At 55.4% G+C, this 14,880-nt stretch carries 9 protein-coding genes, 2 tRNA genes and 2 pseudogenes; 10 read left to right on the plus strand and 3 right to left on the minus strand.

Annotated features, from left to right (window positions below):
* The first annotated feature begins 3 nt into the window (after positions 1-3).
* Positions 4-495, plus strand: coding sequence for a MarR family winged helix-turn-helix transcriptional regulator (locus tag PKE98_RS19670; protein WP_271197020.1), 492 nt, complete (start codon positions 4-6; stop codon positions 493-495).
* Here PKE98_RS19670 and PKE98_RS19675 read toward each other — a convergent pair.
* Positions 479-2,803 (minus strand): hybrid sensor histidine kinase/response regulator, encoded by a 2,325-nt coding sequence (locus PKE98_RS19675; RefSeq protein ID WP_271197021.1) that lies wholly within the window; start codon positions 2,801-2,803, stop codon positions 479-481. The genes PKE98_RS19670 and PKE98_RS19675 overlap by 17 nt on opposite strands.
* 104 nt (positions 2,804-2,907) lie before the next feature.
* On the opposite strand from PKE98_RS19675, the gene PKE98_RS19680 reads away from it, so the two are divergent.
* Both PKE98_RS19680 and msrC read left to right on the plus strand, forming a co-directional pair.
* Positions 2,908-3,798, plus strand: a complete 891-nt coding sequence (locus PKE98_RS19680) for an ATP-binding protein (RefSeq protein WP_271197022.1) — start codon at positions 2,908-2,910, stop codon at positions 3,796-3,798.
* Positions 3,795-4,277, plus strand: coding sequence for a free L-methionine (R)-S-oxide reductase MsrC (msrC, locus tag PKE98_RS19685; RefSeq protein WP_271197023.1), 483 nt, complete (start codon positions 3,795-3,797; stop codon positions 4,275-4,277). Before PKE98_RS19680 ends, msrC begins: the two co-directional genes overlap by 4 nt.
* A 144-nt stretch (positions 4,278-4,421) precedes the next feature.
* Here the strand turns inward: msrC and PKE98_RS19690 are convergent, their stop codons facing one another.
* Positions 4,422-5,192 (minus strand): hypothetical protein, encoded by a 771-nt coding sequence (locus PKE98_RS19690; RefSeq protein ID WP_271197024.1) that lies wholly within the window; start codon positions 5,190-5,192, stop codon positions 4,422-4,424.
* Positions 5,193-5,415: 223 nt separating this feature from the next.
* Between PKE98_RS19690 and PKE98_RS19695 the strand changes: the two genes are divergently transcribed.
* The 7 genes and pseudogenes from PKE98_RS19695 to PKE98_RS19725 all read left to right on the plus strand — a co-directional run bounded on the left by PKE98_RS19695 (position 5,416) and on the right by PKE98_RS19725 (position 13,389).
* Positions 5,416-5,491, plus strand: a tRNA-Glu gene (locus PKE98_RS19695).
* Positions 5,492-5,515: 24 nt separating this feature from the next.
* Positions 5,516-5,591 (plus strand) — tRNA-Gly (locus PKE98_RS19700).
* 225 nt (positions 5,592-5,816) lie between these two features.
* Positions 5,817-7,085: pseudogene (locus PKE98_RS19705) on the plus strand (tyrosine-type recombinase/integrase); the annotation flags it as partial.
* 368 nt (positions 7,086-7,453) lie between these two features.
* Positions 7,454-7,627, plus strand: a pseudogene (locus PKE98_RS19710) (group II intron reverse transcriptase/maturase); the annotation flags it as partial.
* 143 nt (positions 7,628-7,770) lie between these two features.
* Positions 7,771-9,042: an IS4 family transposase gene (locus PKE98_RS19715; RefSeq protein ID WP_271197026.1), complete on the plus strand. Its 1,272-nt coding sequence runs from the start codon at positions 7,771-7,773 to the stop codon at positions 9,040-9,042.
* Positions 9,043-9,698: 656 nt separating this feature from the next.
* Positions 9,699-12,179: a LuxR C-terminal-related transcriptional regulator gene (locus PKE98_RS19720; protein WP_271197027.1), complete on the plus strand. Its 2,481-nt coding sequence runs from the start codon at positions 9,699-9,701 to the stop codon at positions 12,177-12,179.
* Positions 12,180-12,228: 49 nt separating this feature from the next.
* Positions 12,229-13,389, plus strand: a complete 1,161-nt coding sequence (locus PKE98_RS19725; protein WP_271197028.1) for an NAD(P)/FAD-dependent oxidoreductase — start codon at positions 12,229-12,231, stop codon at positions 13,387-13,389.
* A 372-nt stretch (positions 13,390-13,761) separates the two neighbouring features.
* Here PKE98_RS19725 and PKE98_RS19730 read toward each other — a convergent pair whose 3' ends face one another.
* Positions 13,762-14,811 (minus strand): DMT family transporter, encoded by a 1,050-nt coding sequence (locus PKE98_RS19730; protein ID WP_271197029.1) that lies wholly within the window; start codon positions 14,809-14,811, stop codon positions 13,762-13,764.
* Positions 14,812-14,880 lie beyond the last annotated feature (69 nt).

The following is a 14,880-nucleotide window of genomic DNA, read 5'->3' on the forward strand; positions in this document are numbered from 1 at the left end:
GTAATGACTCAACATGAAGCCCCGCCGGCAGCGCCGCAATTGGACGCTGCCACCGCGCTACAGCTCGACCAGCAGCTGTGTTTCAAGCTGTATGCCGCCTCGCGCGCGGTGATCCGTGGCTACAAGCCGATGCTCGATCAACTCGGCCTGACCTACCCGCAGTACCTGGCGATGCTGGTGTTGTGGGAATGGCAGCAGGTGGCGCCCGAGCAGCCAACGGTCAAGGCTCTGGGCGAGCGTTTGCTGCTCGATTCCGGCACTTTGACGCCGCTGCTTAAGCGCCTGGAGCAATTGGGCCTGGTGGCGCGCCAGCGCAGTTCGCGCGATGAACGCGAAGTGCACTTGGCACTGACGGCTGAAGGGCTGGCCTTGAAGGCGCAGGTGTTGCCGCTCAAGCAGCAGTTGCTGTGCGAAAGCGGCTTTAACCTGGATGAACTCGATGGCTTGCGTGAGCAACTGGGCGGCCTGCTGGACCGCTTTATAACAGCGCCGTAGCCGGCAGCCATTGGTGTAGCAGGGCCAGCAGTTCGTCGCGACGGAACGGCTTGGCCAGGTAGTCGTTCATGCCCGCTGCTGTGCAGCGTTCGCGCTCGTCGGGCAGGGCATTGGCGGTCAGGGCAATGATCGGCAAGTCGGCCCAGCGCGCTTGCTGGCGAATACGTCGGGTGGCTTCGTAACCATCCATCACCGGCATATTGCAGTCCATAAGCACCAGGTCGATCTGTTCGCGTTCCAGCACCTCCAGGGCTTCCGCGCCGTTGAGTGCCAACAACACCTCGCAGCCGGCTTTGCTCAGCATGCCCTTGGCCACCAGCTGGTTTACCGGATTGTCTTCTACCAGCAGCACTCGTTTTTGCTCCAGCGCCACGGGCACGCCCTGCGGTGCGGGCGCGGCCACGGTTTCGCCGCCGGGTTCGAGTGAGCGTTGCAAGGCTTTATGCAGGGCTGCGCGGGCCAACGGGCGCGGTAGCTGAAAGATAGGCGCCAGGGCGCTGGCTTGTTCGCTGGGCAGGAAGCTGCCATAGGCGCTTATAAACAGTACGGTGTGTTTGAAGTGCTCGCGCAGGCGTGGCAGGTCGTCGGCGCGGTCGGTTATTACCAGGTCGGCGGTGAGCAGGGGTTGCGGGCTGCAATTGTCCAGGCGCTGGTACGCCAGGCCCCAGCCTGGCAACAGGTTTTGCAGCAAGTCGGCAAGTCCACTTCGCTCGTTGCACAGCGCCACCACCCGGCCTTGCAGGGCCGGCAACAGCAGCGGCGGGGCGGCGCTGGGCAGCGGCAGTTCAACGTAGAATTCACTGCCAGCGCCGAGTTTGGACTTCAGCGTCAGCGTGCCGTGCATCGCTTCGCACAGCTGACGGGTCAGTGCCAGCCCCAACCCGGTGCCGCCGTATTGGCGGGTGATGGTCGCACCGGCCTGGGCAAACGGTTGGAAGATGCGCGCCTGGGCATCTTCGGCAATGCCGATACCGCTGTCGGTAACAGTGATGCGCACGCCGGGGGCGGTATAGGTGATGCGGATATCCACCCGCCCGCTGTGGGTAAATTTGAGGGCGTTGGACAGCAGGTTGCTGACCACTTGCCGTACCCGGGTAGGGTCGCCCAGTAGTAGCGCGGGCAGGCGCGGGTCGATCAGGCAGGTCAGTTCGACATTGCTGGCAGCGTTTTGCGAGAGCAGGTTAGCGGTGTCTTCCACCAGCGTGGCGAAGTCGAACGGGATCGACTCCAGCTCCAGCTGACCGGCTTCGAACTTGGAGAGGTCGAGAATATCGTTTAGCAACTCCACCAGCACCTTGCCGGAGTTGTGGGCAATGCTCAGTTGCTGGCGCTGTTCGGCGCTCAGGTTGCTGTCCAGCGTCAGGCCGAGCATGCCCAGCAGGCCATTGAGCGGTGTGCGTATTTCGTGACTCATGTTGGCCAGAAAGGTGGCGCGGGCAAGGGCCATCTGGTTGGCCTGGGCGCGAGCGGTTTCCAGCTCCTGATTGGAGAGCGTGAGCCGAGTGTTGCTGGCCTTAAGTTCATTGGTGCGCGCGGAGATGATGTTTTCCAGCTCACCCAGGTACTGCGTGAGCTGGTCTTCGGCCTTGCGCCGATGCTCGACTTCTTCCGAGAGACTGGAAAGCTGCTGGTTGGTGACGTCCACCAGAATGCCGATTTCGTCGTTCTCGTGTCCGGCCGGGCAGGGCAGCTTTTGCCGGGTAGGGCGGCGCAGATCGCGAGCGCTAATGGCCTGAATCACATCGGTGAGTGGCTTGGTCAGCATGAAATAGAACACCACCAGCAAAATCAGCGACAGCAGCAGGCTGTAGGCAAAACCGCTGAGCAGCGTGACCAGGGAGCGACGCAGAAAGTTGTTGCCGAAGGCGAAGGTGTCCACTTCCAGGCGCAGCAGGCCGATGGTTTCTTGTGGCGAATGGCTGACGAACAGCGGGTCTTCGAATTGCCGGCTCTGGCCAAACAGGCGGTCGCTGAACCAGCGGTAGGGGCTGCTAATACGCGGGCGTTTGGCGCTGGCAAGGCTCGTGCCGGTGTCGTCGACGATCTGCGCGCTGTTTACCGCAGGCGAGCGCAATAGGCCGGCGACCAGTTCCTGAGCCAGTTCGGTGTCGATGTTGTAGGCAATGCGGGTCGCCGGGTTATGGCTGATCTCCAGCAATGCACGAATCTCGCGGTTGATCGAGGCGTCTTCACTGGCATAATCGCTGCTCACCTGCAGCAGGCTGAGCAAGGTGCCGAGGATCAACGCCACGAGAACCGTCAGACTGGCCTGTTTGAATGACAGGCGATGGGTGAACGTTATATCCATAAGGTAGTGCGCCGGCCTCGTCTCTGAGCACAGGGCAAGCATAGCTGAATAGATTCGCCGCTGACCCTGACCGCATCGAGTATTTCCCCACCAAGGAGTAAGTCGTGGACTCCCGTTTGAATGCCTTTCTGGAGCGTGCCGATTCTGTGTTGGCGCGCCTTGATCCCTTGCTGCCGACCCTGCGTGTTGAGCTGGATTGGAACGATACCGTGGCTGCCCGTTGGCACCGCGAGGGCCGTGGCGGCTACCTGCAGCCGTTGGAGGTGAGCCTGGACATGCGCCTGACCGATCTGATCGGCGTGGACACCCAGCGCGATCACCTGGCGCGCAACACCCGTCAATTCGTCGCCGGGCTGCCGGCCAACCACGCGCTGTTGTGGGGCGCGCGTGGTACGGGTAAATCGTCGTTGGTGCGGGCGCTGTTGGCCGAGCTGGCCGGCTCGGGCCTGCGCTTGATCGAGATCGAGCGCGACTACCTGGCCGACCTGCCGCGTATCGTCGAATTGATCGCCAAGCTGCCGCAGCGCTTTGTGCTGTTCTGCGACGACCTGTCGTTCGAGGCGGGTGAGGGCGATTACCGGGTGCTCAAGAGCGTGCTCGACGGCTCGCTCGAGCGGGCGCCAGACAACGTCCTGCTGTACGCCACCTCCAACCGCCGCCACCTGGTGCCGGAAAAGGAAAGCGATAACCTCGACAGCAAAATGGTCAACGGCGAGCTGCACCCTAGTGAGGCGGTGGAAGACAAGATCGCCCTGTCAGACCGCTTTGGTCTGTGGCTGTCGTTCTACCCCTTTACCCAGGAACACTTCCACGATGTGGTGCGTCACTGGATCGGTGTACTGGCGACCCAAGCCAACCTGGACTGGCAGTGGAACGAAGAATTGGGCGTGCTTGCTGCGCGTTATGCCACCAGCCGTGGCAACCGTAACGGCCGCTGTGCCTATCAGTTCGCCCGCAATTGGGTGGGCATGCAGTTATTGGAGAAACAGTCGTGATCGACTTGCAACAGACCGGAAATGGGTTGGAAGGCTATGGCCTGCTGGCCGCACAGCTGGAAGCGCTATTGGCCGATGAGCGCGATTTTGTCGCCAATGCGGCGCAGTTTTCGGCGTTTCTGTATACCCAGCTGGAGGACCTGAACTGGGCCGGCTTTTACCTGAACAAGCACGAGCAACTGGTGCTGGGGCCATTCCAGGGGCAGGTGGCGTGTGTGCGCATTCCCTTTGGCAAGGGCGTATGCGGCGCGGCGGCCAGCAGCCTGCAGACGCAACGGGTAGAAGACGTGCATGCGTTTCCCGGCCATATCGCCTGCGACAGCGCCTCCAACAGCGAGTTGGTGGTGCCGTTGGTGAAAGAAGGGCGCTTGATTGGGGTATTGGATCTGGATAGCCCGAAGCTTTCGCGATTCACCGAAGTCGACCAGCGCGGGATCGAAAACCTGGCGGCGATTTTTTTGCGGTTGACCGAATGCTAAGTCAGCAAAAGCATCGAGGCTAACGCCTCTCCTGCAAGGTAACGCGACCCACTGCAGGAGAGGCTTCTGCCTCGAGATGTTGATCTTGAATAGACACAAAAAAGCCCGGTCCTTAACCGGGCTTTTTTGTGAGCGACCCAGACCTCAGTCGTACATATTCTTTTTCTTCCAGTCTTCATCGCCGTCCAGAGATTTCAGGCCGTCGGTAAGCTCGTTGGCTTCGTCCACCACGGGCTTGGTGTTCTCCAGCACCATGGAGTTGGCCCGTGCCAGCTGCTTTTCCAGCACGCTAAGCGGCGTTTGATAGCGTTTGGCGTCGGGCTGCTTGCGGATGTACTGCACGCCGCGTTCGAAGGCCAGGCGCGCATGGCCCGGTTGCCCCTGCTGCATGGCGTTCTGGCCGGCATTGCTAAACAGCTCGATATGCACCTGCACCAGAATGTGCCGCACTTCTTCCAGCCAGCGCTTTGCCTCGCCACTGGGCAACAGGTTGTCCTGAGCAGCGCGGGTGATCTGGCCGTGGAGGATTTCCAGGGTCACGCGTACTTCTTTGGCCTTGGCCTCGTTGTGAATCAGCTGAGGCTGATTGCGCACGACAATGGCATCACCTTGGGCGACCAGGCCGCGTAACTCCTCAACCTGGTCTTTCACTTTGGCTTGGCTCTTGTCGACGGCCAGCAGGCGCTCGGCGAACTGCAGCATAAAGCGGGTGAGGAGCAGCTTGAGGCCAGGCGTCATGAACTGCCCCGGCAGTGAATCCGATACGTCTGCGCAGCGGCGCAGGCGGTCCGCAAGGTCGGCCTTCTGGCGGGCCTTCTCCAGCTTGTTGTTCTCTACCATATGGTTGATATAGCCGATCAGAAACAGGATCACGATGCCGGCTACTATCAGTAGAGTGATTACGAGTGGGGACACCGGATACAACCTCTCAACTACTGGGTTTTGCCCGAGTGTAGTGCCTATGTGCTATTGCGGATAGATACCCCCTACGTTCTAAGCAGAAGTCATTGATTTAAAATAATTTTCACTGAAGTGTTGACGACCTTCAAAAGGCTCCCTAGAATTCGCGCCACTTCGCAGCGTAAGGCAACAAGCAAGCGCTGGGGAGAGTGGAAAATGTGCGTCATGCACAACCTGTGTCCCCTTCGTCTAGTGGCCTAGGACACCGCCCTTTCACGGCGGTAACAGGGGTTCGAGTCCCCTAGGGGACGCCATTTTCCAGGTAAGACGCTGTAGATGCGGGAATAGCTCAGTTGGTAGAGCACGACCTTGCCAAGGTCGGGGTCGCGAGTTCGAGTCTCGTTTCCCGCTCCAAATTATGATCTACAGACGTCCATTGAAGTCTGTAAGTCATTGAAAGAAGGGCCGCAAGGCCCTTTTTTCGTTCCAGCGAAATCTACTGAGAACCACCCCCAGCCAGGGCTTTTAAGTCCATTTTTAAGTCCATCTTTACGGGGTGCGCGGTTTCCGGATTGTTGCTGGAGGAGTGAGGTCGGCGAGACAAGCATCTAGCCCTGACTTGTGTTCAGGAGCTATACCATGGCACTCACAGACGTCGCTGTCCGGCAGGCCCGGGCGACTGGCAAAGACTATACCCTTCCTGACTTCGATGGCCTTTCTCTGGCGGTATCCGCCACGGGCGGCAAGTCCTGGCACTTCAGATACTACTGGTCTGCCAAACAGAAGCGAATGTCCCTGGGCACCTATCCGGAGGTCAGTCTCCGGGAGGCGCGAGCGTTGCGCGATGAGGCCCGCGCCCTGTTGGCGAAGGGCATCAACCCCAAGATCGACCGTAAGCAGAAGCTCCGGACTGTCCGTTTGGCGACGGAGAACAGTTTTAAGGCGGTATATCTGCAGTGGCTTGAACACCGCAAGCTGGAACTCAAGGAAGGCAGGCAGAGCACGCTCTCGCAGATCCAGCGCATCTTCGACAAGGATGTGTTGCCTGTTTTGGGCACCATGTCCATCTATGAAGTCCGCCGTCCTGACCTGTTGGATGTACTCGCCAGGGTCGAGAAACGTAGAGCGTTCACGACTGCGGAGAAGGTGCGCACCTGGTTCGGGCAGTTGTTCCGCTTTGCCATGGTGAAAGTCGAAGGGCTGGAGAGTAACCCTGCATCCAATCTGGACGTGGTTGCTGCGCCTAAACCACCCGTCGCCCACAACCCCTACCTGCGCATGCACGAGCTCTCCGAACTGCTGCACAAGCTGCGTGGCTATAGGGGCAAGATCACCACGCAACTCGGTATTCGTCTGTTGTTGCTGACAGGTGTGCGTACCGGCGAACTGCGCTTGGCGACCCCTGATCAGTTCGATCTTGAGCGCGGCCTGTGGATCATTCCTCCCGAGGTGGTCAAGCAACTGCAGGACGGCATGCGCAAGCGTGGGCAGCGGCCGCAGGATATTCCGCCCTACGTCGTGCCGTTATCGGTCCAGGCCATCGAGATCGTTCGCTACCTACTGGAGCAGGTCAAACCTGCACAACGTTATCTGTTGGCTCACCGTGGTGATCTCAAGAAGCGCATCAGCGAGAACACGCTGAATGGAGCGCTCAAGCGCATGGGCTACAAGGACCTGCTCACCGGCCATGGCATCCGTGGCACGCTCTCCACCGCGCTCAACGAGATCGGTTATCCCAAGATTTGGGTGGATGCGCAACTCTCGCACGCTGATCCCAATAAGGTCAGCGCCACCTACAACCATGCTCAGTACGTTGAGCTTCGCCGGAAAATGATGCAGGACTGGTCTGATCGGCTCGATCTGCTGGAGCAGGGCGAGGTTAAAGCTGCGAGTGCGCATTTGACTATGAGTGATTGAGACGAACGTAAGTGAACCATCGAAGAAGTGTCGATAATTGCAGACGATATCGAAACCAGAGACTCGACAACGCTCTGGGACAAGTCAGACGGGCGCCTGGGTTCTGGTCTGGCGGTATCCGGCATAGAGGTGGCGTGACGATCATTCAGGCACAGGTACGGAACATGGGAATCTGTCATTGCGATGCCAAGGGAGCGATTCAACCAGAGACCCTGCGGAGAATTTGAGTACCGATGCGCAATACAGAGGCGGAGTCATGCGTAGTAGTGATGAAGGGACTGTAATGGTTCTGGAGCAAAGGCATGGCCTTATTCGGCCGGATGATGAGGACAACTGTGCAGCAGGATGATCTTCGCCAGATGGCAAAACCCTTCGAAATACCCAAGCGAATTCTCTGGGAGGCTTGGAAGCGCGTGGCTGCCAATAATGGTGCGCCCGGCGTGGACAAGGAGAGCATCCAGTCCTTCGAGGGAAATCTTGGTCCCAATTTGTACAAGCTATGGAATCGGATGAGTTCGGGGAGCTATTACCCGTCAGCCGCTGGTACTGCACCAATGTCATCAACTTAAGAAATTTCCCTATAAATATCATATAATTAGCGCTCAAATCAGCGCATAGGAGAAACGCTCTTGGCCTCTCAATCCACACCGTTTGACAGCACCAGCCAAACCCTGGCTTGAAAATTGTACAAATTTTAACCAGTTCGCTTGATTGTCCCGCCTTTATCGCTGCCCACCGCCAGCAGCCGCAAGATTTTACCCGCCGCCGCCAACTGACCTTCAAGAACCTCGTCCTGTTCTTGCTGAATCAGCCGCGCACCGCCCTGCAAACCGAGCTCGATCAGTTCTATCGCGTACTCAATCAGGCCTCGGTCGAGACCCAGGTGGTCACCGCGCAGGCTTTCAGCAAGGCTCGCAACAAGCTCAAGCCCGAGGTCTTCGAGAGCCTCAACCAAGCTCTTCAGCAACAGATCGACAGCCTCGGCCTGCGTCAGACATGGCGCGGGCTACGCGTACTCGCCGTGGATGGCTCCAGCGTCCATTTGCCGCTGGAACCGGCCATGGGCCGCTTCTTCGGCCTGCACGGCGAGCAGCCTACGGCCCGACTGTCCGCGCTCCATGACGTAATGGACGGTCAAACCCTGCACAGCTTGATCGTGCCCGCCGAGGTCGATGAGCGTGATTGCGCCCACCTGCACCTCGCGCATCTGCCCGCCAACAGCCTGACGCTGTTTGACCGCGGCTACCCCGGGCACTGGCTGTTCGCGCTGTTTGAGCAGCAACAGCGGCATTTCCTGATGCGCCTGCCTCGTGGCTACAACGCGCAGGTCAAACAGTTTCTCCAGTCGGGTCAGGTCGAGGACACACAGTTCTTTGCTGCCAGTCACCCCGAGGCGCGCCTGTTCTGTACAGAGGCCGGCGTCGATCCCGCGGCCCAGCTCAAGTTGCGGTTGGTTCGGGTCGAGCTGGCGAGCGGCGAAAGTGAAGTGCTGGTGACCTCCCTGCTGGATCGACAGGCCTTCCCGGTGACGGTGTTTGCGGATATCTACCACCGCCGCTGGGGCATCGAGACGGACTACCGCCGCCTCAAGCAGACCCTGTGCCTGGACAACTTCAGCGGCCGCAGCGTGGTGGCCGTGAAACAGGACTTTCACGCCGGGCAACTGCTGAAGAACCTGACGCTGTTGATGCACCACCTGCTGCAGCCGGTCATCGAGCAGCGCCACAAAGAGCGCAAGCTGCGCTGGAAGGTCAACTTCACCCAAGGGGTATCACGTCTCAAAAACACCCTGATCGACCTGCTGGTGCGCCCCTGCGCGCAAGGTCTGGTTAACGTGATGAAGTTGATGGCCAACAGTCTGAGTGCCGTGCGCCCTGGCCGCAGCTTCCCACGCCAGCGTAAGCGCCTGGCCAGCCGTGGCTGCGAGGGCTACAAACCGACGCGCTAAGAACCAGCACTACCGCCCGAACTGTCGTGCAAAAAAAGCTGGCCAGAAGCGGCCGGCACGCGCTCGCCCGGAAAACGAGAACCCCGCCCGCCGAGGCGAATCGGCATTCAGTAAGCTGCCGTCAAGGCTGCGTCTGCGCTGAATTGGGGAGCAAAAATCGGTGACGGCGCTGCTGTAACCAAGCGCTCAAGTCCTGGGTTTGCTTGCCCCAGCCAGGGCTGGGGGCTTAAGTTGATGACATTGGGTACTGCACTCGGACAACGGCAGCGCGATACCTGCCGCGCCAGGCTATTTGTCGCGTCAGCTGATTTGTCGAAACTATAGGTTGGGGTGTCATAAGAGCTGCCATGTCGAGCTATTTACCGCTGTGCGTAAATTTCCCACTATCCAGAATATTTACTACACTTTAGTGTAGTTTATACATTTAACAATTGGAATATCATAAGAAGAGCGCTGTTCCACTGGAGCAAAATAGTAAAGTGAAAATAAGATCAATAAATCATGGTTTGCCGATTTCTAAAACAAGGTCGGGTAAAGTTGAGGCGCTAATAAATGCCAAGGTCTACAGTCGCATATATAGACCCCGATTGAGTTGCGCGAATGAAACTGCGGCCAGAGTATGCTTTTACAGAGCCCCGCCTGGATATGGAAAAACCGTGGCTCTAGCGTTCGAATGGCTACGCCACAGAACAACCGGATATCCTGCAGTATGGATTTCTTTAGGAGAAGATTCTTACAGTGAAGTTGACATCTGTGCAGAGATTATTGAGCAGCTTGAAACTTTCGGGCTAGTAAACTTCAGTCATGTCAGAGAGAACGAGAGCAAGCCAGCACTCTTGCGAAAACTTGCATCCAGTCTTTGGAATAACACCTCAATCAATGAGATAGAGGTGCTGATTTGTTTGGATAATATAAGCCATGACTTGGGCCTCCCGGTGCTGCACGCGATTGTAACATTCATATTAGAAACACCAAAAAATATTAGATTTGCAGTTGCAGGTAATACGATAAAAGGGCTATCCCAACTTAAACTTGCAGGCGCAATGCAGGAATATTCCGAGAAAGACTTAGCCCTTACCGTAGACGAGGCGGTGGCGTTAGCGGAGGCGGAGGCCGTTCTTGGACTTACTAAGGTGCAGATAGAGACCTTGGTACAAGAGGTGGAAGGATGGCCCGCTATTATAGGGCTTTTGTTAAAAAGTGAACTTCCAGCCAAGTCTATTTCAGAAGTATTTGAAGTAAATAATTACTTAAATGACGAAATATTTGAGGCGCTTTCCGAGCAGCAGCGTGTTTTTCTTGTGAACTCTTCGTTACTCGATTTCGTGACATATGACAGCTACAATTACGTGTTCAAATGCACCAATGCGACCAATTTTATTAGATTTTTTAGTGTCGATTACATGTTGTTTCGTCCGGTAAAAGGTGAGGCCGCGCAGTTTACATTGCATCCAGTATTGCGCGATTTTCTTCAACGTATTACATGGACTGAAAATCCTGCTAAAAAATCCTACCTGCTTAAACGCGCAGCTTTCTGGCACTGGCGTAGGGGCGAGTTCCAGTATGCTATACGTATAGCCCTTCGGGAGAATAACAGTCGCTGGGCAGTCGGCCTGAGCGAAGAGATAATTTTAGATTTAGCATTTCGCCAGGGCGAAATATTTACATTAAGACAGTGGCTATCGGAAATGCCGGTGAAGGAGTTGTACAAACATCCCACAATAGTTATTGGTTACGCGTGGGTGTGTTTTTTCAGTCTGCAGGGCGCGCGAGCAACCAAATTACTTGAAAATCTACTTGTCCAGTTCCGGCCCGATAAAACAAACAAATGGCAAGAAAAAGGATGGCCGCAGCTTGTGTTAGCAATAGGTAAAGCAACGAATGATGAAATGCTTTCGAGTGAGGACCTCTGTAACAAGTGGATTAGTTTATTTGGGGATTCAAACGCAGTTGGCAAGGGGGCTGCGTTGACCTGTTTGGCGTTTATCTTTGCCAGTGAGTATAGGTTTGCAGAGTTAGAGAAGGTGCTGGCCCAAGCTCAAGCCGTGAACAAATTTGCCAACCAGAAATTTGCTTTTGGTTGGCTGAATGTCGCCCAGATCCAACAAGCGCTAGCAAGCGGTAAAATTAGCAGGGCGAAGAAAATTTTGACTCAAGCACGCACGGACAGCGACACACAGAGTAATGAGACCGCGTTCACTTCCAAAATGTTGGATGCTCTAGAGCTTGAAATAAATTATGAACTGGGTCATTTGGACACATCAGAAGAAAAGCTTACCAAAATTCTAGAGTTCATTGCCAATCACGGAGTGACAGACTTGTTCTTTTCCGTATGCCGCACTGTGTCAGCTTGGCGGCTTGGAAGGAATGACCTCAATGGTTCCATTGAGATTTTGGAGTGGGCGAAGGCACATGCGATTGAAAAAAATCTACCTAGATTAGAATTTATGAGCCAAATTGATATCTGTCAGCGCTCAATTTTTCAAGGCGTAACGAATGTAGATAAGTTACAAGAATGTGAAGAATTAGAAGTTTTCTCCGGGCCGCACTCCCCCCCCCTCCGCGCACGCCTAATGCTTTTTCGATCAATCGAGTCCTCCCAATCTCATAACTTTAAGTTTGCCGCGCACAGAGCGTTATTGGCTATTCATCAAGCCCGAAAAATTGGCGCAGGCCAATTGGAAGTCCGCGGATTATTATATTTAGCGGGAGCACAAGCCGGTGCTGGCACACTAAATAAAGCCCGGCATAACATAGCTTACGCGTTGGAAATGGCAAAGCAGCTTCAATGTTTTCAAACAGTACTTGATGAAATGCGTTTAATTAAAATAGCAATACCGGCATCACGTGAAATGTTCGCAGTAGCTAACGTAGACCAAACGATTGCAAATTTGAGCCTGTCAAGAATAGTGGACACTATAAATGCCCCGTTGAATAACGATGGTACGTCTTTGACGCTGAAGCAGATCAGCGTCTTGAGATATGTAAAGGATGGTTATTCGAACAAAGAAATAGCGGCCGCTCTGTATGTTACCGAAGATACTGTAAAATGGCATATGAGGAAAATATTCACCTTTCTTAATGTAAAGAGTCGCACGCAAGCAATAATTGAAGCCGAGCGCCAGAGTTTCATCTGAGGTGACTGGCACTAAGTGAAAACAATGGAAGATATATCGGAGAGATTATATGAAAATTGTTATTGTTGGCGCCGGGACAGCTGGAGTAAACGCAGCGTTCTGGCTTCGTCAATATGGCTATACAGGGGAAATTAGGCTTTTGAGTAATGAGGCTGTTGCGCCTTATCAGCGGCCTCCTCTATCCAAGGCTTTTCTGACAAGCGAAACTGCGGCATCCACACCACTAAAATCCGAAGACTTTTATAAAAACAACAACATTAATATTTCGTTGAATACAGTGGTTGTATCAATTAATGTGGAGCGCAAGGTGGTTTCTGCTAAAAACGGGGAGGAGTACACATATGATAAATTGATACTTGCAACAGGTGCTAACGCGCGCAGGTTAACCTGTGAGGGATCTGAATTGTCTGGAGTTTGCTATTTACGCAACATAGAAGACGCCAAGAATTTACGTAGAAAACTTGCGGAAAGTACGTCTGTTGTTGTGTTGGGCGGCGGAGTGATCGGGCTTGAAGTCGCCTCAGCTGCGGTGGGCTTAGGGAAGAAGGTTACAGTAATAGAAGCCGCCCCGCGAGTAATGGCGCGCGTTGTAACGCCAGCAGCAGCCAATTTGGTCAGAGCCCGCCTTGAGGTTGAAGGAGTTGAGTTCATGTTAAATGCGAAATTAACCTCCATAAAGGGCATGAATGGCCATGTGGATAAATGCGTCTTAGCAAGTGGCGAAAAAATTCAAACAGATTTGATTGTAGTTGGAATCGGCGCTATACCTGAACTAGGATTGGCAGTTGAGGCAGCCCTTGAAGTGAGCAATGGTGTTGTGGTTAATGAACAAATGCGCACTTCGGATATTAATATATATGCAATCGGCGACTGCGCACTAGCAAGGAACCCTTTTTTTGAGGCAATGGTACGTTTAGAAACAATTCATAATGCTGTTACACAAGCTCAAATTGTCGCAAGCGGTATTTGTGGAACGTCAAGACCAACACCAACCCCGCCACGGTTCTGGTCTGATCTTAAAGGGATTACACTACAAGGACTTGGCGCTCTAAAAGATTACGACAAACTCGTTGTGGCAACCAATACAAAAGCTGTTGAACTAGAAGTTCTTGCGTATAAAAATGAAATACTGATTGCAACCGAGACAATAAATTTACCGAAACGTCAAGGTTTACTTGGCGAGAGTATAACAATGCCTGAGTATCAATGATTATCGGACATCCTAAGGATCCTCTGAAGTAGCCATGCATTTCTGGCTGACTTCAGCTTCCGCTGATTTTGAAAGCGGAAAAACGATCAGGTCACCTGCTTATTTTTGTATTTTTAGCTGCCGCGAGCATCTCGCGGCAGCTATTGCCCATATTACGGGCGCACCTCTCCTGCATTGGTCAGTAAATGTTTGGGTCGCGGTAGGGACGGCAGTTACCTGCCGCCCCCCGCACAGATCCGTACGTGCGGAACTAGGGGTTTGGGGAGCAATGGAACCAAAAACCAACGTAAGCCCTAAATCCGCAGTTTGGGAGCGACGGGGAACAGAAAGTGCACTTAAGTCGCCGCCAAGGCTGCCAGCCCCCATGCACATCTAATGGTTGTGCCGATGGTGTGAGTCTGGGAAGTGTGGATGCGTGTGGGTCAACGGCTCGTGTTGATGCCGATGTCGGTGCTTCGTGCCAGGCTCGACGGGTTCGTCGTGCAGATGTTGATGGTGTTCGTCATGGATATGCTCGTGCTCATGTTCCAGCGCCTCGTGCCTGTGTTCATGCTCGTGGCGTTCTGTCAGGTGTAGCCAGATGCCAAGCGCCATTAGCACTCCGGCGATCAGCAGCGGCAGCGTGATCGGATCACCCATCACTACCGCAAGGGTCGCCCCCAGGAACGGCGCTACAGAGAAGTAAGCACCTGTACGGGCTGTACCGAGATGACGCAGGCCGACGACGAACAAGGCCAAGCTGACGCCGTAGGCGAGGAAACCCACTATCAGCGCGCCGGCCAGGTTGGGTAACGGCGGCAACGTCGCGCCTAGCGCGAAGGCCAAGGCGAGGTTGACCGAGCCGGCGACCAAACCTTTGACCGAAGCAATCCAGGTGGCGTCTGACAGCGAAACCTTGCGCGTCAGGTTGTTGTCGATACCCCAGGCGAAGCAGGCACCTAATATCGCCAGTGCAGGCCACAAGCCGGCGAAGCGGGCTTCACCCGGCCAGCTCAGCACGACCGCACCGGCCACGATGGCCACCATGCCCAGCGCGATGCGGCGGTCAAAATTCTCCTTGAAGGCGAACCACGCCAGCAGGGCCGTGAACACGCCCTCGGCGTTGAGCAACAGTGATGCGCCCGATGCTGGCATGCCGGTCAGCCCCACCATCAACAACACCGGCCCAACAATGCCGCCTGCTCCAATCGCGCCGGCGAGCCACGGTACTTCGTGGCGCGGTAGACTAACCGCTGGGGCGCGGCTCAGGAGCCGGTACAGTGTTAGCCCCACCCCTGAGCCAAGGTAGAGCAGGCCCGCCAGCAGCCAAGGACTGACACTGTTCAACAGCAGTTTCGCCAGCGGTGTTCCCGCGCCGAACAGTACGGCAGCACCCAGTGCTGCCAACACGCCGGGTTGGCGCAGCCCTTCCTTCCAATTCATTCGTTCAGCTCCTCAGTTTGGTGGGACACAGCCGTGGTTATAGGCACCCGCAGATGCATAAAGCGCAGA

Source organism: Pseudomonas turukhanskensis (assembly GCF_027922365.1).
Classification (GTDB): Bacteria; Pseudomonadota; Gammaproteobacteria; order Pseudomonadales; family Pseudomonadaceae; genus Aquipseudomonas; species Aquipseudomonas turukhanskensis.